Genomic DNA, 21,205 nt, shown 5'->3' with positions numbered 1-21,205 from the left:
TCCGGTGATCGAAACTGCGCAGCCATCTCACGTACCGTCCCGGAGAGTGGACGATTGAAGGAGGTTCGGTGGCGGGCGAGGCGATCGAAGACAAGCGTGCGGCTCCGGTGGAGCGGATCGGCTCGGTGGTGATCCGCATAGCCGGGGACTCGGGTGACGGTATGCAGTTGACCGGGGACCGATTCACCGCCGAGACCGCCGCGTATGGGAACGACCTGTCTACGTTGCCGAACTTCCCGGCGGAGATCCGGGCGCCGGCCGGGACGCTGCCTGGAGTCTCGGCGTTCCAGCTGCATTTCGCCGACCACGACATCCTGACCCCCGGGGACGCGCCCGATGTGCTGGTGGCGATGAACCCGGCGGCGCTGAAGGCGAACCTGAAGGACGTGCCGCGCGGCGCGACGATCATCGTGAACACCGACGAGTTCACGCCGAGGGCGCTGACGAAGGTCGGATACGCGGCCAGTCCGCTGGAGACCGGCGAACTGGACGCCTACCGGGTGCACGCGGTCGCGTTGACCTCCTCGACGGTCAAGGCGCTGGAGGGGCACGCGCTCACCCGCAAGGAGGCCGAGCGGGCGAAGAACATGTACGCCCTCGGGCTGCTGTCCTGGCTGTACAACCGGCCCACCGAGCGGACGCTGCAGTTCCTGGAGCGCAAGTTCGCCGGGCGCCCGCAGATCGCCGCGGCGAACCGGACGGCGTTCCTGGCCGGGTGGAGCTTCGGGGAGACCACCGAGGAGTTCGCGGTCTCCTACGAGGTGGCGCCGGCCGCGCTGCCGGGCGGGCGGTACCGCAACATCTCCGGGAATCTGGCGCTGGCCTACGGGCTGATCGCCGCCTCCCAGCGCTCGGGGTTGCCGCTGTTCCTGGGCTCGTACCCGATCACCCCGGCCTCGGACATCCTGCACGAACTGTCGAAGCACAAGAACTTCGGCGTGCGCACCTTCCAGGCGGAGGACGAGATCGCGGGCATCGGAGCCGCACTCGGCGCCGCGTTCGGCGGGGCGCTGGGGGTGACCACGACCTCGGGCCCCGGCGTCGCCCTCAAGTCGGAGACCGTCGGGCTCGCCGTCTCGCTGGAACTGCCGCTCATCATCTGCGACATCCAGCGCGGCGGGCCGTCGACGGGACTGCCGACGAAGACGGAGCAGGCGGATCTGCTCCAGGCGATGTTCGGGCGTAACGGAGAGGCGCCGGTGCCGATCGTGGCGCCGCGTTCCCCGGCGGACTGTTTCGATGCGGCGCTGGAGGCTGCGCGCATCGCGCTGACGTACCGCACGCCGGTATTCCTGCTTTCGGACGGGTACCTGGCCAACGGGTCGGAGCCCTGGCGCATCCCGGACGTGGAGAGCCTGCCCGATCTGCGGGTGCAGTTCGCCGTCCCGTCCGAGGACGGCGAGCCGTTCCTGCCGTATCAGCGCGATCCGGAGACGCTGGCGCGGCCGTGGGCGGTGCCGGGCACCGCGGGGCTTGAGCATCGGATCGGCGGGATCGAGAAGGCGGACGGAACCGGGGAGATCTCCTACGACCCGGCGAACCACGACCTGATGGTGCGCGCCCGGGCGGCGAAGGTGGAGCGGGTGGCGGACACGGTCGCCCCGCTGGATGTGGACGACCCGGGCGGCGACGCTCGGGTGCTGGTGCTGGGCTGGGGCTCGACCTTCGGACCGGTGGCGGCGGCTTGCCGGAAGGTGCGGGCACGGGGCGGCGCGGTGGCGCACGCGCACCTGCGGCATCTGAACCCGTTCCCGCGCAACCTCGGCGAGGTGCTGCGCGGATACGAGAAGGTGCTGATCCCGGAGATGAACCTGGGTCAGCTGGCGCTGCTGATCCGGGCGAAGTACCTGGTGGACGCGGTCGGGTACAACAAGGTGCGCGGACTGCCGTTCACCTCGGCCGAACTCACCGAGGTCATTCAGGGTCTGATCGGGGACACCGCGGCGGTCAAGGGGTTGGGCGATGCTTGAGACAAGCGTGAACGGCACGGCGAACGGCGCCGTGAACGGTTCGGCGAACGGCGTGAACGGTTCGGCGAACGGCGTGGACACTGCGAACGGCGTGAACGGCACGAGTGGCGCGAACGGTGCGAACGGTGCGGCACCTGGACGCGTGCCCGTGCCCGTACCGCCGTCGCCGCGCGCCGCACTGCCGCTGACGGTGAAGGACTTCAAGACCGATCAGGAAGTGCGCTGGTGCCCCGGATGCGGGGACTACGCGATCCTGGCCGCGGTCCAGGGCCTGATGCCGACCCTGGGCATCAAGCGGGAGAACCTGGTGTTCATCTCCGGCATCGGCTGCTCGTCGCGCTTCCCGTACTACATGAACACCTACGGGATGCACTCGATCCACGGGCGCGCCCCCACAATCGCCACCGGCCTGGCCGTCACCCGGCCCGACCTGTCCGTCTGGGTCGTGACCGGCGACGGCGACGCCCTCTCCATCGGCGGCAACCACCTGATCCACGCCCTGCGCCGCAACGTCAACCTGAAGATCCTGCTGTTCAACAACCGGATCTACGGGCTGACCAAGGGCCAGTACTCGCCCACCAGCGAACAGGGCAAGATCACCAAGTCGACCCCGGTCGGCTCCCCCGACACCCCCTTCAACCCGCTCTCGCTCGCCCTGGGCGCCGAAGCCGGGTTCCTGGCCCGCTCGATCGACTCCGACCGCAAGCACCTGACCGAAGTGCTCGCCGCGGCCGCCGCGCACCAGGGCACCGCGCTGGTGGAGATCTACCAGAACTGCAACATCTTCAACGACGGCGCCTTCGACCCGGTGAAGGACCCTGCGACCCGGGACGCGCGCCTGATCCGGCTGGCCCACGGGCAGCCGGTGCTGACCGGCGACGGGCGCAAGGCGGTGCGTACCGACACCGGCGGGTACGCCCTGGCGCCCGAGTCCGACCCGCGCCCCGCCGTCGTGCACGACGCGCACGTCTCCGGGCCCGAACACGCCTTCGCGCTCTCCCGCCTGGCCGACCCGACCACCCTGGACGCCACCGCGATCGGGATCCTGCGCGACATCCAGCGCCCCACCTACGACCAGACCCTCAACCGGCAACTGGAACAGGCTCACGACCAGCACGGCCGGGGCGACCTGACCGCCCTGCTGGCCGGAAACGACACCTGGAGCATCACCGGGAACTGATCCGCGCGCGACCCGCGCGCGCGGCTCGGCCCGCACAGGCCATATCGCAGCAGGCGCCGCCGACCACCACCGGCGGCGCCTGCACCTTTGCCGGATACTGAGCAAAGCTCATATCTTCTGGCGGGATTCAAGCAGCTGGGCGGTGATCCAGCTTCGACACGGCTGCGCATAATGAGCGCAGCGGGACTGCGACGCCCGAAGTCGACGAACGAGACAGCAGAGGCGAGATGACCACCTCGACCACGGGCCGGGCAGCCCAGTCCGCCCGGCCCACGGCCACCCCGCCCGCTTTGTCCGCCACCGTGACCGTACCGGAGAGCACCGGTTACCGCGTCAAGCGCAAGCTGCTCGGCCAGCCCCTGGTCACCGACCAGCTGCACGCCGAGAAGCTGTCGCGGCCGGTGGCGCTCGGCATCATGGCCATCGACTGCATCTCCTCCTCGGCCTACGGCTCCGAGCAGATGCTCACCCAGCTCATCCCCTACTTCGGCGTGCTCGGCTTCATGCTCGTCATGCCGATCACCGGCGTCATCCTCGGCATGCTGGTGCTGCTGACCCTCTGCTACCGGGACGTGGTCTCGCACTACACCAAGGCCGGCGGATCGTACGTCGTCGCGCGGGAGAACTTCGGGCCGCGCGTCGCCCAGATCGCCGCGGTCGCGCTGCTCATCGACTACATCGTGACCGTGGCCGTGCAGGTCTCGGCAGGCACCGACGCCATCGCCTCGTACCTGTCCATCAGCCAGAACATCGACATCAACGGCTGGAAGATCTACATCTCCGTCGTCATCGTGCTGCTGCTCGCCTACGGAAACCTGCGCGGCGTGCGCGAGGCCGGCCGCGCGTTCGCCGCTCCGGCGTATGTCTACATCGTCCTGGTCGGCCTCACCGTGCTCGCCGGGCTCGTCCAACTGGCCACCGGCGATCTGCACCAGGCGAACAACCTGCACAGTGACCAGTTCGGCGGCGTGCTGCGGCTGGGTACGCAGACCCAGTGGGTGTTCAGCTTCGCCGCGGTCTCGGCGATGCTGCGCGGCTTCGCCAACGGCGGCTCCTCGCTCACCGGCCTGGAAGCGATCTCGAACGGCGTGTCGGTCTTCCGCAAGCCCGCCGGGAAGAACGCCCGGATCACGATGACGATCATGTCGGTGATCCTCGGCTCGCTGGTGCTCGGCATCTCGATCCTGGCCTGGCAGGCCCAGACGATGCCCTACAACAACGGCAACCCGACCGTGCTGGCCCAGCTGACCAGCCTCATCTGGGGCCACGGCGCATTCGGCGGCTTCATGCTCACCGTGGTGCAGATCGCCACCGCGCTGATCCTCTACACCGGCGGCAACACCTCCTTCAGCGGGTTTCCCTTTCTGACCTCGTTCGTCGCCGGGGACTCCTTCCTGCCGCGCCAGTTCACCCACCGCGGGCACCGGCTGGCCTACTCGAACGGCATCCTGGTGCTGGCCGGGCTCTCGCTCGCGCTGATCATCGGGATGCAGGGGAACCTGACCAGGCTGGTCGCGCTGTACGCGATCGGGGTGTTCACCGGCTTCGTGATGGCCGCCTCGGGCCTGTTCAAGTACCACTTCACCCGCCGGGAGAAGAACCGCACCGTCAAACTGCTGATCAACGGCTCCGCGGCGGTCGCCTCATTCGCCGTCGTCGTCATCTTCGCGATCTTCAAGTTCACCGAGGGCGCGTGGATGGTCGTGGTGATCTTCCCGATCGGCGTGCTCGCGCTGATCAAGCTGAACGAGCGGTACCGGCGCGAAGCGGCCGCCCTGGAGCAGGCCCCGGCCTCGGCCTCGCTGCCGACGCTGACCCGCAACACGGTGCTGGTGCTGATCGACTCCGTGGACCTGGCCGCGATCAAGGCGCTGCGCTACGCGCGCTCGCTGCGGCCCGTCGAGCTGCGCGCCGTGCACTTCATGATCGACTCGAAGCACGCCGAGGTCCTGCGCAGCACCTGGGACTCGTCTGTGGCCGCGGACCTGCCGCTGGAGATCATCGAGGTGCCCGACCGGCGGTTGCGCCGCGCCGCGGTGGAACTGGCCGCGCGCACCGCCGATGAGTACGGCTCGGAGGTGACCATTCTGCTGCCGCGCCGTTCCTTCCACACCACCAGCCGGCTGCTGCACGACCGCACCGCCGACGCGATCGCCGGAGCGGTCTCGAAGCTGCCGCACGTCGCGGCCATGATCGTGCCCTTCGACGTGGCCGAGGCGATCGGGGAGCTGGAAGCGCGCCGCGACGGACACGGCGGGCACGGAGGCCATGGCGGACACGGCGGGCACGGCGGGCACGGCGGGCACGCGGGGCGGCTGGGCGAGTCGGGACCGTCGCGCGCGCGTGCGGCCAGGGCGTCCAAGAAGCTGCTGCTGGACGCCGAGTGCCCGCCGCAGACCATCGAGACCGGCACCCCGATCCCGATCAAGTCGGTGCGCTGGCGCAACCGCGCGACCCTGGAGGGCCGGGTGCGGTCCGTGTACGTCGGGCCGGTTTCCGGCTCGCCCGCCTTGGAAGCGGAGCTGTACGACCAGACCGGCGGCATCACGCTGGTCTTCCTCGGCCGGCGCAGCATTCCGGGCATCGAGCCGGGCGCGCGGATGCGCGTCGAGGGCATGGTCGGCGAGATGGAAGGCTACCTCGCCATGTCGAATCCGTCTTATGTGCTTCTGCCGCGCGACAACGACGAGGCCGACGAGTAGCCCGCCACACCACACCGTGTCAGGCCGCTGCGGCGGGACGTCTCTCGGTCTCCGCGATCGAGAACCGAGGCTCGACGCGGGGTGACGAGAACGCCGCGGGGCACCATGGGTAATACTCGCGATAGGCTTATGCCTATGACAGCAGTCGGCGGCCGGGAAGCGCGCAAAGGTCTGGTATTCGGCCTGGCGGCGTACGGGCTGTGGGGTCTCTTCCCGCTGTACTGGCCGCTGCTCAAGCCCGCGGGCGCGACCGAGATCCTGGCGCACCGGATGCTCTGGTCCCTGATCGTGGTCGCGCTGCTGCTCGCGGTGCGCCGCAACTGGTCCTGGATCGCCCCGCTGCGCCGCACGCCGGCCAAGATCGTGCTGCTGTGCGCCGCGGCGGTCGTGGTCTCGGTGAACTGGGGGGTGTACATATGGGCCGTCAACAAGGGCCACGTCGTGGAGACCTCGCTAGGCTACTTCATAAACCCGCTGGTCACCGTGCTGTTCGGGGTGCTCATCCTGCGCGAGCGGCTGCGGCCGTTGCAGTGGGCCGCGGTCGGCGTCGGCGCGGGCGCGATCGTGGAGTTGGTCGTCGGTTTCCACAGCGTCCCGTGGATCGCGCTGATCCTGGCCTTCTCCTTCGGCAGCTACGGGCTGTTCAAGAAGCTGGCGGGCGTCCCCGCCGCCGAGTCGATGGCGGTGGAGACGAGCTTCCAGTTCCTGCCCGCGCTGGCCTACCTCGCCTTCCTGCAGAGCCGGGGCACGGCGGCGTTCGGGCACGTGCACTGGCCGGTGACCGTGCTGCTGGCCGCGTGCGGCGTGGTGACGGTGATTCCGCTGATGTTCTTCGCCGCGGCGGCGAACCGGCTGCCGCTGTCCACGATCGGGCTGTTGCAGTTCATCACGCCTGTCCTGCAGCTGTCCTGCGGCGTGTTCGTCGCGCACGAGTTCGTGCCCGGCACCGAATGGGTCGGCTTCGCGATCGTGTGGCTGGCGCTCGCCCTGCTGACATACGACTCGCTGGGCCAGGCCCGCAAGCGGCGGGCGCTCGCGCAGGTCCCGGCGGCCGCCGAGGAATCGGTCCCGGAACTCGCCTGACCGCCCGGGAACGGGGCTCCGGCGCGCTCGCCGTCTGAGCGCACACTCAGACCACGCGACCAGAACGGCGCAACAAGACGACGCGGCGCTCAGACCGTCCGGGAGCCAACGATCTCGCAGAGGGCGAGCAGGGTCTCCTTGGCCGCGTTGTCCGGCAGCGACTCCAGCAGCTCACAGGCCTCGTCGGCGTAGCGCGCGACGGTCTGCCTGGCCTGGTCGATCGACGGATGGACGCGCAGGTCGGCGAGGACTTCACGCACCAGCGCGTCATCGGTGATGGGAGCGGAGAGCAACTCGCGCAGGCGCGCCGACTCGCGGTCCGTCGACGCCAGGGCGTACAGCGTCGGAAGCGTGGGAACACCCTCGCGCAGATCGGTCCCGGGAGTCTTGCCGGACTGGTCCGAGTCGCTGGCGATGTCGAGCACGTCGTCGGAAAGCTGGAACGCCACGCCGAAGACCTCGCCGAAGCGGGTGAGCGTGTCCACCACCGGGCCCGGCGCGCCGGACAGCAGCGCGCCGAAGCGGGCGCTCGTGGCGATCAGCGAACCGGTCTTGTCCACCAGGACGCTGAGATAGTGGTCGATCGGGGCCTGCCCGTCCTTCGGCCCGATGCACTCGTTGATCTGTCCGGCGACCAGCCGCTCGAAGGTCTCGGCCTGCAACCGCACCGCCTCCGGGCCGAGATCCGCAAGGATCTGCGAAGCCCGGGCGAACAGGAAGTCGCCGGTGAGGATCGCGATCGAGTTGTCCCAGCGCGCGTTCGCGGTGGGCACCCCGCGACGCAGCGGCGCCTCGTCCATCACGTCGTCGTGGTACAGCGTCGCCAGATGAGTCAACTCGACCACGGCCGCGGCCGGCACGACCCCGGGCGCCGCGAAGTCCCCGAACTCGGCCGCGAGCAAGGTCAGCAGCGGACGGAACCGCTTGCCGCCGGCATCGACCAGGTGGTTCGCGGTCTGCCCGATGAACGGGTGGTCGCTGCTCGCGGCCTCCCGCAGCAGGTCCTCCACCCGGCCGAGCCCGTCGCGGATGCGCTGTTCGAGTGCCGCGTCGGTCACCGCGAGCCGGAACGGCTCGGTCGCCACCTGCACGCCCACGACTGTCGCCTTCCGTTCACGGCCGCTGCTCACGTCGGGTCCACGCTAATGCATCCCCTGCATTACCGTCGCACCGGACCACGAGGGGGGAGACGCGACGGCGGCAGAGGATCTCCCCTCCGCCGCCGACGCGAGAACAAGACCTACCGGGCCAGCACGGCAGCGGCGTTGGACAGGTGCAGCAGCGCCGCCGGCGCCACACCCATCGCCACTGTCACCAGCGCGGACACGGCCAGGGCCGTCTTGACCGCGATCGACGGGTTGGCGATCGTCGGGCCGTCCGGCATCGGGTCGGAGAAGAACATCACCACGATCACGCGCAGGTAGAAGAACGCCGCCACCGCGCTGGCCAGCACCGCCACGATCACCAGCTGCGGAGCCCCCGCGGCCAGCGCGGCCTGGAAGACCGCGAACTTGCCCACGAAGATGCTGGTGAACGGGATGCCCGCGAACGCCAACAGGAAGATCGACATCAGCGTCGCGGGAATCGGCGCGCTCTTGCCCAGCCCCGCCCAGCGCGACAGATCGGTCGCCTCGACGCCACCGGCGTCGCGCACGAGCGTCACCACCGCGAACGAGCCGACCAGGGCGATGCCGTAGGTGGGCAGGAAGAACAGCAGCGAAGCCAGCGCGTCGTGACCGGTCGAGACCAGCGCCATGATGATGTAACCCGCGTTGAGGATCGCCGAGTACGCAAGCATGCGCTTGACGTTCCGCTGCGTCAGCGCGAGGATGCCGCCGACCACCATGGTCAGGATCGCCACGATCTCGATCACCGGCCGCCACACGTCGACTGAACCGGCCAGTCCGACATCCAGCACCCGCACCAGCGCGCCGAACGCGGCGATCTTGGTGGCGGCAGACATGAAGCCGGTGATCGGCGTCGGAGCGCCTTCATACACGTCCGGCGTCCACATGTGGAACGGCGCGGCGCCCACCTTGAACAGCAGACCCATGCCCAGCAGCGCGATACCCGTGTACAGCAGCGCCGGACCGTGCGCGTGCGCGGCGACGGCCTGCGCGATACCCGGGTTGTGCGGGTCGCTGTTCGAAAGCTGCACCGAGCCCGCGTAGCCGTACAGCAGCGCCGCCCCGTACAGGAAGAAGGCGGAGGAGAACGCGCCCAGCAGGAAGTACTTGAGCGCGGCTTCCTGGGAGAGCAGCCGGCGGTGGCGGGCCAGTCCGCAGACCAGGTACAGCGGCAGGCTCAGCACCTCGAGGGCGACGAACATGGTCAACAGGTCGTTGGCCGCCGGGAACAACAGCATGCCGCCGATCGAGAACAGCACCAGCGGATACACCTCGGTGGTCAGCCAGCCGGCCCGCACCGCCTCGCGCTCCTGCTGCGAGCCCGGCACCGAGCCGCCCTGCGCCGCGAAGGCGTCCTGACCGCCCTCGGTGCGCCGTTCCGCGATCACCAACACGGCGATGAACGAGATGGCCAGGATCGTGCCCTGGAAGAACAGCGTCGTCTTGTCGACCGCGACCGCTCCGGCGGCCGCGACGCTCGTCGGCGTGTCGTGCAGGGCGATCACCGCGGCGAACGCGGCCGCCAGCGCGAGCAGCGTCAGCCCGACCTGGAGCCGGTACCGGGCCGCCCGCGGCGCGAATGCCTCCACCAGCACGCCCATGGTCGCCGCGCCGAGCACGATCAGCATCGGCGAGAGCTTGCCCCACTCGACGTGCGGAGCGGTGAACGGCGCGGTGTTCGACGCGGCCGCGGTCGAGGCGGCGAGGATGGACGGCATCACTGTCCGCTCCCGTTCCCTTGGGTGGCACTGTCTTGGGCGACACTGTGTGGCGCCTGCTGCGTGATCTGCACGTGCGCCGGGATCTGGCTGACCGCCGGGTTGATGAAGTTCGTCAGGATGCTGGGCACGAAGCCGAGCACGACGATCAGCGCGACCAGCGGTCCGATCACGGCCAGCTCACGCCGGTTCAGATCCTTGAAACCCTCCACCGAACTGGCCACCGGACCGGTCATCGTGCGCTGATACCACCAGAGGATGTACAGCGCCGCCAGCACGATCGCGGTGGTGCCGAAGATCGCGGCGACCGGGTACTTCTCGAAGGCGCCGACCAGGACCAGGAACTCGGACACGAACGAGGACAGGCCCGGCAGCGCCAGCGAGGACAGGCCCACGGCCAGGAAGGTGCCGGCCAGCAGCGGCGCCACCTTCTGCACGCCGCCGAACGCGTCGATCGACTTCGATCCGCGCCGCGAGATCATGAACCCGGCCAGCAGGAACAGCGCGCCGGTGGACAGCCCGTGGTTGACCATGTACAGCGTCGCACCCACCTCGCCGCGCGCGGTCAGCGCGAACACGCCGATCGTGATCAGCCCGAAGTGCGAGACCGAGGTGTACGCGATCAGCCGCATCATGTCGGTCTGGCCGATCGCCAGCAGCGCACCGTAGATCGTGCTGATCACCGCCAGCACCAGCACCAGCGGCGTGAAGTAGTGCGAAGCGTGCGGGAAGAGTTCCAGACAGAACCGGAGCATCCCGAAGGTGCCGATCTTGTCGAGCACACCGACCAGCAGCACCGCGGTGCCCGGCGTCGCCTCGCTCGCGGCGTCCGGCAGCCAGGTGTGGAACGGCCACATCGGCGCCTTGACCGCGAAGGCGATGAAGAAGCCGAGGAACAGCCACTTCTCCGTGGAGCCGGCCATCGTCAGCGACCCGTCGCCGACCGCCTTCGAGAGCGTCTGGAAGCTGAAGGCAGCGCCGACCGGGGAGTGCGTACTCGCCACGTACAGCCCGATCACCGCGGCCAGCATGAGCAGACCGCCGAGCAGGTTGTAGAGCAGGAACTTCACCGCCGCGTATGACCTGCGCGCCCCGCCGTACGAGCCGATCAGGAAGTACGCCGGGATGAGCGTCGCCTCGAAGATCACGTAGAACAGGAAGATGTCGGTGGCCGCGAAGACCCCGAGCATCAGTGTCTCCAGTGCCAGCAGCTGCGCGAACAGGCCGCGCACCGAGCGCTTGGACTCGGCCGGCGAGCCCTGTGGCGTCAAGGCACCGCCGCGGGCGTCGGCGTCGTGCCAGGAGGCGAGGATCACCACCGGCACGAGCACCGCGGTCATGAGGATCAGCACCAGGGCCACGCCGTCCACAGCCACGCTGTAGTTGACGTGGAAGGTGGGGATCCAGGCGTAGCTCTCGGACAGCTGGAAGCGCGGGCCGCCGGTCTTGAAAGCGACCGCGTCGGCGATCGCGAAGCCGAGGGCGACCAGCGAGGCGAGCAGCGCGATCGGCCTGGCCAGCGCCGCGCGCTCCTTCGGCAGCACGGCGATCGCGGCGACGCCGAGCAGCGGCGTCCCGATCGTCGTGCTCAGGTAGGGGAAGGCAGACATCTGCGGGCAGCGTCCTTTCAGGCTTTGACCAGGAGCAGGGCCGCGATGAGCAGGGCCGCGCCGCCGAACATGGACAGGGCGTACGAGCGCACGAAGCCGTTCTGCAGCCGCCGGAACCGGCTGGAGGAGCCGCCGAGTCCCGCGGCGACGCCGTTGACCACGCCGTCCACGCCGCGCAGGTCGAAGTAGACCAGCAGCCGGGTCAGCCACTGACCGGTGCGCATGAACGCCGCCTCGTTGAACGCGTCGCCGTACAGGTCACGGCGCGCGGCGCGCGTGAGCGGCGAGCCGGCCGGGGCCAGCGCCGGCACGGGCCGGGTCCGGGTTCCGTAGAGCCGCCAGGCGTATCCGACGCCGAGCGCCACGGCCACGAGGGTGATCACGGACAGCACGGTCGTGTTGATCGGCGAGTGGCCTTCGGCGCGCCCGGTGACCGGCTCAAGCCAGTTCGCGAACGAGGAGCCGATCGAGAACAGGCCGCCGGCGAAGACCGAGCCGACCGCGAGCAGGATCATCGGGATCGTCATCGACTTGGGCGATTCGTGCGGATGGGCCTCATGGCCCTGCTCGTCCTCGACCCAGCGCTTCTCGCCGAAGAAGGTCATCAACATCACGCGGGTCATGTAGAAGGCGGTGATCAGCGCGCCGAGCAGCGCGGTGCAGCCGAGCACCCAGCCGGAGGTGCCGCCCTGGGCGAACGCCGCCTCGATGATCTTGTCCTTGGACCAGAACCCGGAGAACGGAGGGCAGCCGATGATGGCCAGGTAGCCGAGGCCGAACGTGACGTAGGTGACGGGCATGTACTTGCGCAGCGCGCCGTAGTGCCGCATGTCCACGTCGTCGTTCATGCCGTGCATGACCGAGCCGGCGCCGAGGAACAGCCCGGCCTTGAAGAAGCCGTGCGTGACCAGGTGCATGATCGCGAAGACGTAGCCGATCGGGCCGAGCCCGGCGCCGAGGACCATGTATCCGATCTGCGACATCGTCGAACCGGCCAGCGCCTTCTTGATGTCGTCCTTCGCGCACCCGATGATCGCACCCATCATCAGCGTGATCGCGCCGACGATCGTCACCAGCAGCCGCGCGTTCGGAGAGATGTCGAAGATGACATGCGATCTGACGATCAGATAGACGCCCGCGGTCACCATGGTGGCCGCGTGGATCAGGGCGCTGACGGGGGTCGGGCCCTCCATCGCGTCCAGCAGCCAGGACTGGAGCGGGAACTGCGCGGACTTGGCGCACGCCCCCAGCAGCAGCATCAGTCCGATGCCGAGGATCGTGTCGCGGTCGGCTCCGGGCGCCTTGTTGAACACGTCGGTGAACGCGAAACCGCCGAACGTGGTGTACATCAGCATCACGGCGATCGACAGCCCGACGTCGCCGACCCGGTTGACGATGAACGCCTTCTTCGCCGCCACGGCCGCCGAGGGCTTGTGCTGCCAGAACCCGATCAGCAGGTAGGAGGCCAGGCCCACGCCCTCCCAGCCGGCGTACAGCAGGAGGTAGTTGTTCGCCAGCACCAGCACCAGCATCGCGGCCAGGAACAGGTTCAGGTAGGCGAAGAACTTGCGGCGGTTGTCGTCATGGGCCATGTAGCCCACCGAGTAGATGTGGATCAGCGAACCGACCCCGGTGATCAGCAGCACGAAGGTCATCGAGAGCTGATCGAGGTGGAAGCCCGCGTCGGCGGAGAAGCCGGGCACCGGGATCCAGGTGTACACGTGCTGGTCGTACGAGCGCGCGTCACCCGGCTTGCCGAGCAGCGAGAAGAACAGCACCGCGCCGAGGGCGAAGGAGCCGAGCGCGGCGAGGCAGCCGAGCAGGTGCCCCCAGGCGTTCGTCCGCTTCCCGCCCAGCAGCAGGATCGCCGCCCCGATCATCGGCAGCGCGACGACCCACGCGGTCAGCGTGAAGACGCCGGTCGCCGCGACCGGGGCGTAAGTCGAGGGTGGCATCGTCGACTGTCCCTCTCTCAGTACTTGAGCAGGTTGGCGTCGTCGACCGAGGCCGAGCGGCGGGTGCGGAAGACGGTGATGATGATCGCGAGGCCCACCACGACCTCGGCGGCCGCGACCACCATGGTGAAGAACGCGAAGATCTGGCCGTCGAGCCGCCCGTGCATGCGGGAGAAGGTGACGAAGGCCAGGTTGGCGGCATTGAGCATCAGCTCGATGCACATGAACACCACGATCGCGTCGCGGCGGATCAGCACGCCGAGCGCGCCGAGACTGAACAGGATCGCCGACAGGTACAGGTAGCTGTCCGGGTTCATGCCCCTACCTCCTCGTGCCGTCCGGAGCCGTTCGCCCCGGCCGGGCTCGCGCCGTCCCCGTCGGCGGCCTCATGCGGCAGCGGGACGGGAAGCGGGGTGATGCCACGCACCTCGCCCTGCGCCCGCAGCGTCGCGTTGACGCTCAGCTGCGCGATGCTGCCGTCGGGCAGCAGTGCCGGGGTGTCTACCGCGTTGTGCTGCGCGTAGACGCCTGGGTTCGGCATCGGGGTGACGATGACGGATGGGTCCTTCGAGTACCGCTTGAAGCGGTCGGCCGCCAGTTCCTTCTGCGTCCTGCGCGCGGTGACCCGTTCGCGGTGCGCCAGGACCATCGCACCGAGCGCGGAGGTGATCAGCACCGCCGAGGAGACTTCGAAGGCCCAGAAGTAGCGGGCGAACAGCAGGTGCGCCAGGGACGGCACGTTCCCGCCGGCCGCGGCGTTCGCCTGGTCCATCCCGGCGAACGGACCCAGCTTCGCGTGCGCGAACACGCCGATCAGGATCGCGCCGAAGAGCACCGCGACCAGGACGGCCGCCCAGCGCTGCCCGCGGATCGTCTCGGTCAGCGACTCGGGCGCGTCGATGCCGATCAGCATCAGGACGAACAGGAACAGCATCATGATCGCGCCGGTGTACACCACGATCTGCACGACGCCGAGGAACACGGCGCCCTGGGCCATGTAGAACAGCGCCAGGCAGATCATCACCCCCGCGAGGCACAGCGCCGAGTGCACGGCCTTCTTGGAGAAGATCAGGCCCAGCGCGCCGAGCACCGAGATGCTCGCGCCGACCCAGAACAGGAAGGTCTCGCCGCCCCCGGTCGAGGTGACCGGCCCGGCCAGCAGGTGCGTCGCGGCGCTCTGCGTCGCGAGCAGCGCGGCGCTCATCGCACGGCCTCCGGTTCGCCCTCGTCGGCCGCGCGCTGCTCGTACTCGGCAAGCTGCTCATCGCTCGCGCGGGTGACCTGGCCCTTGTAGTAGTCCTTCTCGTTGGTGCCCGGCTGCATCGGGTGCGGCGCGGGCACCATGCCGTCGGTCAGCCCGGCCAGCAGCTGGTCCTTGGTGTAGATCAGCGCCTGGCGGCTGGTGTCGGCGAGCTCGTACTCGTTCGTCATGGTCAGCGCGCGGGTCGGGCAGGCCTCGATGCACAGCCCGCACAGAATGCAGCGCAGGTAGTTGATCTGGTAGACCTTGCCGTACCGCTCGCCCGGGGAGAATCGCTCCTCCTCGGTGTTGTCCGCGCCCTCCACGTAGATCGCGTCGGCGGGGCAGGCCCAGGCGCACAGTTCGCAGCCGATGCACTTCTCCAGGCCGTCCGGGTGCCGGTTGAGCTGGTGGCGGCCGTGAAAGCGCAGCGCCGTCGGATTCTTCTCCTCCGGGTACTGCTCGGTGTTCGCCTTCCTGAACATGGTGGCGAAGGTGACGCCGAAGCCGGCGACCCCGGCCAGCGGGCCCGTGCCCTTGTCCTTCTCGTCACTGCTCATCGGGTGCTCGCCTCCTCGGCGGTGGTGCCGTTCAGAGCCGGCGCGGGCGCAGCGGCCGTGCGGGCGAACTGGGGCCGGCGCGGGACGGCCGGGGCGCTCTGACCGGGCATCGGCGGCACCGGGAACCCGCCGGCCAGCGGCTCGTAGTCGGGGACGGTGGGCGGCGGGGTGCGCCGGATCTGGTTGCGCTCGCGCACTTCCAGCGCGACGACCAGCAGCAGGAACACCGCGGCGATGCCGATCCCGATCGGGACCGCGTGCGCCCGGTCCAGGTCCCCGGCGTTGCGCAGCTGCCGGAAGAGCGCGACCACCAGCAGCCACAGCACGGAGACCGGGATCAGGACCTTCCATCCGAAGGCCATGAACTGGTCGTAGCGCAGCCGCGGCAGCGTGCCGCGCAGCCAGATGAACACGAACACGAAGATCAGCAGCTTGATCATGAACCAGAGCATCGGGTACCAGCCGCTGTTCGCGCCCGACCACAGGCTGATCGGCACGGGGGCCCGCCAGCCGCCGAAGAACATCGTGACGGCCAGCGCGGAGACGGTGACCAGGTTGATGTACTCGGCCAGGAAGAACAGCGCGAACTTCAGCGAGGAGTACTCGGTGTGGAAGCCGCCGACCAGTTCGCCCTCGGCCTCGGGCAGGTCGAAGGGCGCCCGGTTGGTCTCGCCGACCATCGCGATGATGTAGATGATCGCGGACAGCGGCAGCATGTAGAAGTACCAGCCGTGCTGCTGCGCGTTCACGATCCCGCTGGGGGACATGGTGCCCGCGTAAAGGAACACGCCGGCGAAGGACAGACCCATGGCGACCTCGTAGGAGATCATCTGGGCGGAGGAGCGCAGCGCGCCGAGCAGCGGGTAGGTCGAACCGGAGGACCAGCCGGCGAGCACGATGCCGTAGATGCCGATCGACGAGATGGCGAGGACGTAGAGCACCCCGACCGGCAGGTCGACCAGTTGCAGCGTGGTCCAGTGCCCGAAGATAGACACCGCCGGCCCCCACGGGATCACCGCGATGGCCAGGAAGGCCGGGATCGCGGAGAGCAGCGGCGCGATCCAGAACACCGGCTTGTCGGCGTTCGTCGGGACGATGTCCTCCTTGAGCGCGAGCTTCACCCCGTCCGCCAGGGACTGGAGCAGACCCTGCGGCCCGACCCGGTTCGGGCCGATGCGCATCTGCATGAACGACACCACGCGCCGCTCGTACCAGATGTTGAACAGGGTCAGCACGACCAGGATCGCGAACGCGGCCACCGCCTTGATCACGACCAGGATGAACCACCACGGGATGTGGGTGTCGAAGCTCCCGAGGAACCAGTTCGTCATGTTCTGATTGGACACAGCGTCCGGAAACTGCGGCATCAGCCCTCCACCTCGGTGGGTTGGCTCGGAGTGTCCGCGACGCGCGCGGCGGCGCTCGCCGCGACGGCGCCCGGGGCGGCGGCTGCCGGGTCGAGCAGCGCGGCCGGCACCGCGCGCGCGATGCCGACCACCGCGCCGGTGTCCGCGCACAGCGTGGCGCGAACGTGCGAGCCCGGCGAGTTCGTCGGCAGCCACACCACCCGGTCGGGCAGTGCGTCGATCGCCAGCGGCAGGGTGATCGTCCCGGCGTCCGTGGACACCGACACCGCGTCGCCCTGCGCCGCGCCGATCTCGGCCGCGGTGGCCGCGGAGAGGCGCACCACCGGCTCACGCGCGGTACCGGCCAGGTACCTCTCGCCGATCTGGAGCCGGCCGTCGTCGAGCAGCAGGTGATGGGTGGCCAGTACCGCCTGGCCGGCCGCGGGTGCGGGCAGCGGTCGGGCCTGCGCGTAGGGCCGCGGGGCGGGGATGCCGTCCCAGGGGCCGAGCGCGGCCAGTTCACGGCGGGCCGTGGCGACGTCGGGCAGCCCGAGGTGCACGTCCATCGCGTCCGCGACGCTGTCGAGGACCCGCAGGTCGGGCATGCCGCCGCCGGCGGTCTGCACGGCGTCGGGCGAGAGCGCCGCGTCGAAGGTGCGCGGGCGGCCCTCCCAGTCCAGGAACGTCCCGGCCTTCTCGGCGAGCGCGGCCACCGGCAGCACCACGTCGGCGCGCTCGGTCACCGCGGAGGGCCGCTGCTCCAGCGCCACCACGAATCCGGCGGTCTCCAGCGCGGCCAGCGCGCCGGCCGGGTCGGGCAGGTCGTCCGGGTCCACGCCGCCGACCACCAGGGCCTTGATCGTCCCGGCGCGGGCGGCTTCGAGGATCGCGTCGCCGTCGCGGCCGTCCAGCGTCGGCAGCGCGCGCGCTCCCCAGGCGGCGGCGACCTCGGCACGGGCCCGCGAGTCCTCGGCCGGGCGGCCGCCGGGCAGCAGGTTGTACACCGCGCCGGCTTCGACCGCGCCGCGCTCCCCGGCCCGCCGCGGGATCCAGCCGAGCTTGGCGCCGCTGGCCTCGGCCAGCCGCAGCGCGGCACTCAGCGCCCCCGGTACGCAGGCCAGCCGCTCGCCGACGAGGATCACCGCGCCGGGCTCGCGCAGCAGCCGCGCCGCCTCCTGCCCGGCGGCGTCGAGCCCGGCCTGCGCGGTCCCGGCGGCGAGCGCGGTCAGGAACTCCGGCTCGGTGTGCGGGGCCGCCTTGAGCAGCGCGGCGCTGAGCTTGGTCAGAGCGCGGGTGGCGAACGGCGCTATGGCGATCACCGCCAGCCGGTTCTTGCGCACCGCCTTGCGCAGCCGCAGGAACACGATCGGCGACTCGTCCTCGGGCTCGAAGCCGACCAGCAGCACCGCCGGGGCCTTGTCGAGGTCCTGGTAGGTGAGGGGCAGCCGGCCGCCGGTGACCGGGCTGCGGCCGGCCACGTGCGCGGCCAGGAACTCGGCCTCCTCGACCGAGTGCGGGCGGGCCCGGAAGTCGATGTCGTTCGTGTCCAGGGCGACGCGCGCGAACTTGCCGTACGCGTAGGCGTCTTCGAGGGTGCTGCGCCCGCCGACCAGGACGCCGGCCGCGCCGCGCGCCGCGCGCAGCCCGAGGGCGGCCGCGTCGAGGGCTTCCGGCCAGGAGGCCGGCACCAGTTCGCCGTCCCGGCGCACCAGCGGGGTGCGGATGCGGTCGCGCGAGGTCGCGTACTGGAAGGCCCAGCGGCCCTTGTCGCAGTTCCACTCCTCGTTGACCTCGGGGTCCTCCCCGGCCATGCGGCGCAGCACCTTGCCGCGCCGGTGGTCGGTGCGCAGTGCGCATCCGGCGGCGCAGTGCTCGCACGCGCTCGGCGAGGAGACCAGGTCGAAGGGGCGGGCACGGAAGCGGTAGGCGGCGCCGGTCAGCGCGCCGACCGGGCAGATCTGCACGGTGTTGCCGGAGAAGTAGGAGGCGAACTCCTGGTCCCCGGCCACCGAGATGCCGACCTGCTGGCTCGCGCCGCGTTCGATCAGGGTGATGAACGGGTCGCCGGCGATCTCGGCGGCGAACCGGGTGCAGCGGGCGCAGCTGATGCAGCGCTCGCGGTCCAGCAGCACCTGGGTGGAGACGTTGATCGGCTTGGTGAAGGTGCGCTTGACGCCCGCGAACCGGCTCTCGCCGCGGCCGTTGGACAGCGCCTGGTTCTGTAGCGGGCACTCGCCGCCCTTGTCGCACACCGGGCAGTCCAGCGGGTGGTTGATCAGCAGCAGCTCCATCACGCCCTGCTGTGCCTTGTCCGCGACCGGAGAGGTGAGCTGGGTCCTGACCACCATGCCGTCGCTGACGGTGGTGGTGCAGGAGGCCATCGGCTTGCGCTGCCCCTCAACCTCGACCAGGCACTGGCGGCAGGCGCCGACCGGGTCGAGCAGCGGGTGGTCGCAGAACCGCGGGATCGCGATGCCGATCCGCTCGGCGACCCGGATGATCAGCTCGCCCTTGGGCGCGATCGTCGGGATGCCGTCCACGGTCACCGAGACGTAGCCCTCCGGCACCGCGGGCGCCTGGCCGTCCGCGCCACCGCCCTGCGCGGGGGTGTTCTGGTTCGGCACAGCGTTCGTCGTGACGGTCATGCGCGTGCTCCCGTCGTGGCCAGCGCGGGCGCCCACGCGGTCGAGAGCGCCGGGTCGAAGGGGCAGCAGCCGCTGCGCAGGTGCTCCAGGTATTCGTCCCGGAAGTACTGGATCGAGGAGGTGACCGGCGAGGTGGCACCGTCGCCCAGCGCGCAGAAGGCCCGGCCGAGGATGTTGTCGGACAGGTCGAGCAGCTTCTCCAGGTCGGTGTCGGTGCCCTTGCCGGACTCCAGCCGCTGGAGCATTTGCACGTACCAGTACGTCCCCTCACGGCAGGGCGTGCATTTGCCGCAGGACTCGTGCTTGTAGAACTCGGACCAGCGCAGCACCGTCCGCACGACGCAGACCGTCTCGTCGAAGATCTGCAGCGCGCGGGTGCCGAGCATGGAGCCGGCGGCGCCGACGCCCTCGAAGTCCAGCGGGACGTCCAGGTGCTCCTCGGTCAGCAGCGGGGTCGAGGAGCCGCCGGGCGTCCAGAACTTCAGCCGGTGCCCGGCGCGCACGCCGCCGGCCAGGTCGAGCAGTTCGCGCAGCGTCATGCCGAGCGGGCCCTCGTACTGGCCGGGCCGGGTGACGTGTCCGGAGAGCGAGTAGAGCACGAAGCCGGGCGACTTCTCGGTGCCGAAGGAACGGAACCAGTCCACTCCGTTGCGCAGGATCGCGGGCACCGAGGCGACCGACTCGACGTTGTTGACCACGGTCGGGCTGGCGTAGAGCCCTTCGATGGCCGGGAACGGCGGGCGCAGCCGGGGCTGTCCGCGGTATCCCTCCAGCGAGTCGAGCAGCGCCGTCTCCTCGCCGCAGATGTACGCGCCGGCCCCGGCGTGCACGACGATCTCCAGGTCGAACCCGGAGCCGAGGATGTTCTTGCCGGCGTACCCGGCCTCGTATGCCTCGCGCACCGCGGCCTGGAGCCGGCGCAGCACGTGCACCACCTCGCCGCGCAGGTAGATGAAGGCGCGGTCGGCGCGGATCGCGTAGCACGCGATGATGATGCCCTCGATCAGCTCGTGCGGGTTGGCCATCAGGAACGGGATGTCCTTGCACGTGCCCGGCTCTGACTCGTCCGCGTTGACCACGAGGTAGTGCGGCTTGTTGTCGCCCTGCGGGATGAAGGACCACTTCATGCCCGTGGGGAAGCCCGCGCCGCCGCGGCCGCGCAGCCCGGAGTCCTTCACCAGCTTGATCACGTCATCCGGCGGCATGGCCAGGGCCTTGCCAATCGCCTGATAACCGTCGTGTCTGCGGTAGCCCTCAAGCGTGTAGGAACGCGGGTCGTCCCACGCGCGGGAGAGCACTGGGGACAGCTTGCTCATGCCCGGTCCTCCGCACCGTCAGAGTCCTGCTGTTGCTGGCGGGCCAGCTTCAGGCCCTCCAGGCTCGCCGGTCCGGCCGAGCCGCCCGCGTGCACGGCGTCCGGCCGCTCGTCCTCGAAACCCGCCAGGATCCGCTCGGTCTGCCGGAAGCTGCACACCGCCGGGCCGCGGCTCGCGCTGACCTCGTGCCCCGCCAGCAGCGCGTCCACCAGCTCGACCGCGCTGGTCGGGGTCATGTTGTCGAAGAACTCCCAGTTGACCGTCATGACCGGGGCGAAGTCGCAGGCGGCGTTGCACTCGATGTGCTCCAGCGTGAGCGAGCGCTCACCCTGGCTCGGCGAGGTGCGCTCGTCGTTGCCGACCGCCAGGTGCGCCTTGAGCGTCGCGAAGATCTCGTCGCCGCCCATGATCGCGCACAGGGCGTTGGTGCACACCCCGACGTGGTAGTCGCCGACCGGCTTGTTCTTGTACATCGAGTAGAACGTCGAGACCGCGGAGACCTCGGCGGTGGACAGTCCCAGCATCTCGGCGCAGAACTGCACGCCGTCGCCGGTGACGTAGCCGTCCTGCGACTGCACCAGGTGCAGCAGCGGCAGCAGTGCCGAACGCGGCTGCGGGTAGCGCGCGATGAGCACTTGGGCGTCCTTGACCAAGCGCTCACGCACCTCCGGCGCGTCAGCGTACGAAGTCTGCGTCGCCGGCGCCGTGGTGTTCGCGCCGGGAAGCTGCGGATTGCTGGTGATGAACACGTCC

The 21,205-nt window shown here is 69.9% G+C and carries 15 protein-coding genes; 4 read left to right on the top strand and 11 right to left on the bottom strand.

The features are described 5' to 3' along the window. Nucleotides 1-68: 68 nt before the first annotated feature. The 4 genes from KGA66_RS04115 to rarD all read left to right on the top strand — a co-directional run bounded on the left by KGA66_RS04115 (nucleotide 69) and on the right by rarD (nucleotide 6,935). On the top strand, nucleotides 69-1,970 hold the full coding sequence (locus KGA66_RS04115; protein ID WP_312886741.1) for a 2-oxoacid:acceptor oxidoreductase subunit alpha: 1,902 nt from the start codon (nucleotides 69-71) through the stop codon (nucleotides 1,968-1,970). Continuing rightward, nucleotides 1,963-3,150 (top strand): 2-oxoacid:ferredoxin oxidoreductase subunit beta, encoded by a 1,188-nt coding sequence (locus KGA66_RS04110; RefSeq protein ID WP_211464616.1) that lies wholly within the window; start codon nucleotides 1,963-1,965, stop codon nucleotides 3,148-3,150. The genes KGA66_RS04115 and KGA66_RS04110 overlap by 8 nt, the downstream gene beginning before the upstream one ends. A gap of 227 nt (nucleotides 3,151-3,377) precedes the next feature. Then, nucleotides 3,378-5,852, top strand: coding sequence for an amino acid permease (locus KGA66_RS04105; RefSeq protein WP_211464614.1), 2,475 nt, complete (start codon nucleotides 3,378-3,380; stop codon nucleotides 5,850-5,852). Nucleotides 5,853-5,987: 135 nt separating this feature from the next. Next, nucleotides 5,988-6,935 carry an EamA family transporter RarD gene (gene rarD / locus KGA66_RS04100; RefSeq protein WP_211464612.1) on the top strand — a complete coding sequence of 316 codons (948 nt, stop codon included), beginning with the start codon at nucleotides 5,988-5,990 and terminating at the stop codon, nucleotides 6,933-6,935. 89 nt (nucleotides 6,936-7,024) lie between these two features. Here rarD and KGA66_RS04095 read toward each other — a convergent pair whose 3' ends face one another. The 11 genes from KGA66_RS04095 to nuoE all read right to left on the bottom strand — a co-directional run bounded on the left by KGA66_RS04095 (nucleotide 7,025) and on the right by nuoE (nucleotide 21,195). After that, complete coding sequence (locus tag KGA66_RS04095; RefSeq protein ID WP_312886740.1) at nucleotides 7,025-8,032, bottom strand: polyprenyl synthetase family protein; 1,008 nt, start codon at nucleotides 8,030-8,032, stop codon at nucleotides 7,025-7,027. 143 nt (nucleotides 8,033-8,175) lie between these two features. Beyond that, nucleotides 8,176-9,780: an NADH-quinone oxidoreductase subunit NuoN gene (gene nuoN / locus KGA66_RS04090; RefSeq protein ID WP_211464610.1), complete on the bottom strand. Its 1,605-nt coding sequence runs from the start codon at nucleotides 9,778-9,780 to the stop codon at nucleotides 8,176-8,178. Continuing rightward, the gene (locus KGA66_RS04085; RefSeq protein ID WP_211464608.1) at nucleotides 9,780-11,390 is read right to left on the bottom strand and encodes an NADH-quinone oxidoreductase subunit M; all 1,611 of its coding nucleotides are present in this window, start codon (nucleotides 11,388-11,390) and stop codon (nucleotides 9,780-9,782) included. Before KGA66_RS04085 ends, nuoN begins: the two co-directional genes overlap by 1 nt. Before the next feature lie 17 nt (nucleotides 11,391-11,407). Then, complete coding sequence (gene nuoL, locus KGA66_RS04080) at nucleotides 11,408-13,345, bottom strand: NADH-quinone oxidoreductase subunit L (RefSeq protein ID WP_211464599.1); 1,938 nt, start codon at nucleotides 13,343-13,345, stop codon at nucleotides 11,408-11,410. Nucleotides 13,346-13,362: 17 nt separating this feature from the next. Further along, nucleotides 13,363-13,662, bottom strand: a complete 300-nt coding sequence (gene nuoK / locus KGA66_RS04075) for an NADH-quinone oxidoreductase subunit NuoK (protein WP_211464597.1) — start codon at nucleotides 13,660-13,662, stop codon at nucleotides 13,363-13,365. After that, nucleotides 13,659-14,549, bottom strand: a complete 891-nt coding sequence (locus tag KGA66_RS04070; protein WP_211464595.1) for an NADH-quinone oxidoreductase subunit J — start codon at nucleotides 14,547-14,549, stop codon at nucleotides 13,659-13,661. Before KGA66_RS04070 ends, nuoK begins: the two co-directional genes overlap by 4 nt. Beyond that, a complete protein-coding gene (gene nuoI, locus KGA66_RS04065; RefSeq protein ID WP_211464593.1) occupies nucleotides 14,546-15,145 on the bottom strand; it encodes an NADH-quinone oxidoreductase subunit NuoI in 600 nt (199 codons plus the stop codon). The genes KGA66_RS04070 and nuoI overlap by 4 nt, the downstream gene beginning before the upstream one ends. Beyond that, a complete protein-coding gene (nuoH, locus tag KGA66_RS04060; protein ID WP_211464591.1) occupies nucleotides 15,142-16,476 on the bottom strand; it encodes an NADH-quinone oxidoreductase subunit NuoH in 1,335 nt (444 codons plus the stop codon). Before nuoH ends, nuoI begins: the two co-directional genes overlap by 4 nt. 35 nt (nucleotides 16,477-16,511) lie before the next feature. Further along, nucleotides 16,512-19,136, bottom strand: a complete 2,625-nt coding sequence (locus KGA66_RS04055; RefSeq protein WP_211464590.1) for an NADH-quinone oxidoreductase subunit G — start codon at nucleotides 19,134-19,136, stop codon at nucleotides 16,512-16,514. Next, nucleotides 19,133-20,452 carry an NADH-quinone oxidoreductase subunit NuoF gene (nuoF, locus tag KGA66_RS04050; protein WP_211464589.1) on the bottom strand — a complete coding sequence of 440 codons (1,320 nt, stop codon included), beginning with the start codon at nucleotides 20,450-20,452 and terminating at the stop codon, nucleotides 19,133-19,135. The genes KGA66_RS04055 and nuoF overlap by 4 nt, the downstream gene beginning before the upstream one ends. Next, on the bottom strand, nucleotides 20,449-21,195 hold the full coding sequence (gene nuoE / locus KGA66_RS04045; RefSeq protein WP_211464664.1) for an NADH-quinone oxidoreductase subunit NuoE: 747 nt from the start codon (nucleotides 21,193-21,195) through the stop codon (nucleotides 20,449-20,451). The genes nuoF and nuoE overlap by 4 nt, the downstream gene beginning before the upstream one ends. Nucleotides 21,196-21,205 lie beyond the last annotated feature (10 nt).

It is taken from the genome of Actinocrinis puniceicyclus, from assembly GCF_018283645.1.
Taxonomy (GTDB): domain Bacteria; phylum Actinomycetota; class Actinomycetes; order Streptomycetales; family Catenulisporaceae; genus Actinocrinis; species Actinocrinis puniceicyclus.
The sequence above is the reverse complement of the archived record's forward strand: the minus strand, read 5'-3'. Positions and strand labels throughout refer to the sequence as shown.

What these genes read in the sequence shown, in the direction of transcription:
- KGA66_RS04110 (WP_211464616.1), top strand. Translation starts at nt 1,963, where the DNA reads ATGCTTGAGACAAGCGTGAACGGCACGGCGAACGGCGCCGTGAACGGT.
- KGA66_RS04105 (WP_211464614.1), top strand. Translation starts at nt 3,378, where the DNA reads ATGACCACCTCGACCACGGGCCGGGCAGCCCAGTCCGCCCGGCCCACG.
- rarD (WP_211464612.1), top strand. Translation starts at nt 5,988, where the DNA reads ATGACAGCAGTCGGCGGCCGGGAAGCGCGCAAAGGTCTGGTATTCGGC.
- nuoN (WP_211464610.1), bottom strand. Translation starts at nt 9,780, where the DNA reads ATGCCGTCCATCCTCGCCGCCTCGACCGCGGCCGCGTCGAACACCGCG.
- KGA66_RS04085 (WP_211464608.1), bottom strand. Translation starts at nt 11,390, where the DNA reads ATGTCTGCCTTCCCCTACCTGAGCACGACGATCGGGACGCCGCTGCTC.
- nuoL (WP_211464599.1), bottom strand. Translation starts at nt 13,345, where the DNA reads ATGCCACCCTCGACTTACGCCCCGGTCGCGGCGACCGGCGTCTTCACG.
- nuoK (WP_211464597.1), bottom strand. Translation starts at nt 13,662, where the DNA reads ATGAACCCGGACAGCTACCTGTACCTGTCGGCGATCCTGTTCAGTCTC.
- KGA66_RS04070 (WP_211464595.1), bottom strand. Translation starts at nt 14,549, where the DNA reads ATGAGCGCCGCGCTGCTCGCGACGCAGAGCGCCGCGACGCACCTGCTG.
- nuoI (WP_211464593.1), bottom strand. Translation starts at nt 15,145, where the DNA reads ATGAGCAGTGACGAGAAGGACAAGGGCACGGGCCCGCTGGCCGGGGTC.
- nuoH (WP_211464591.1), bottom strand. Translation starts at nt 16,476, where the DNA reads ATGACGAACTGGTTCCTCGGGAGCTTCGACACCCACATCCCGTGGTGG.
- KGA66_RS04055 (WP_211464590.1), bottom strand. Translation starts at nt 19,136, where the DNA reads ATGACCGTCACGACGAACGCTGTGCCGAACCAGAACACCCCCGCGCAG.
- nuoF (WP_211464589.1), bottom strand. Translation starts at nt 20,452, where the DNA reads ATGAGCAAGCTGTCCCCAGTGCTCTCCCGCGCGTGGGACGACCCGCGT.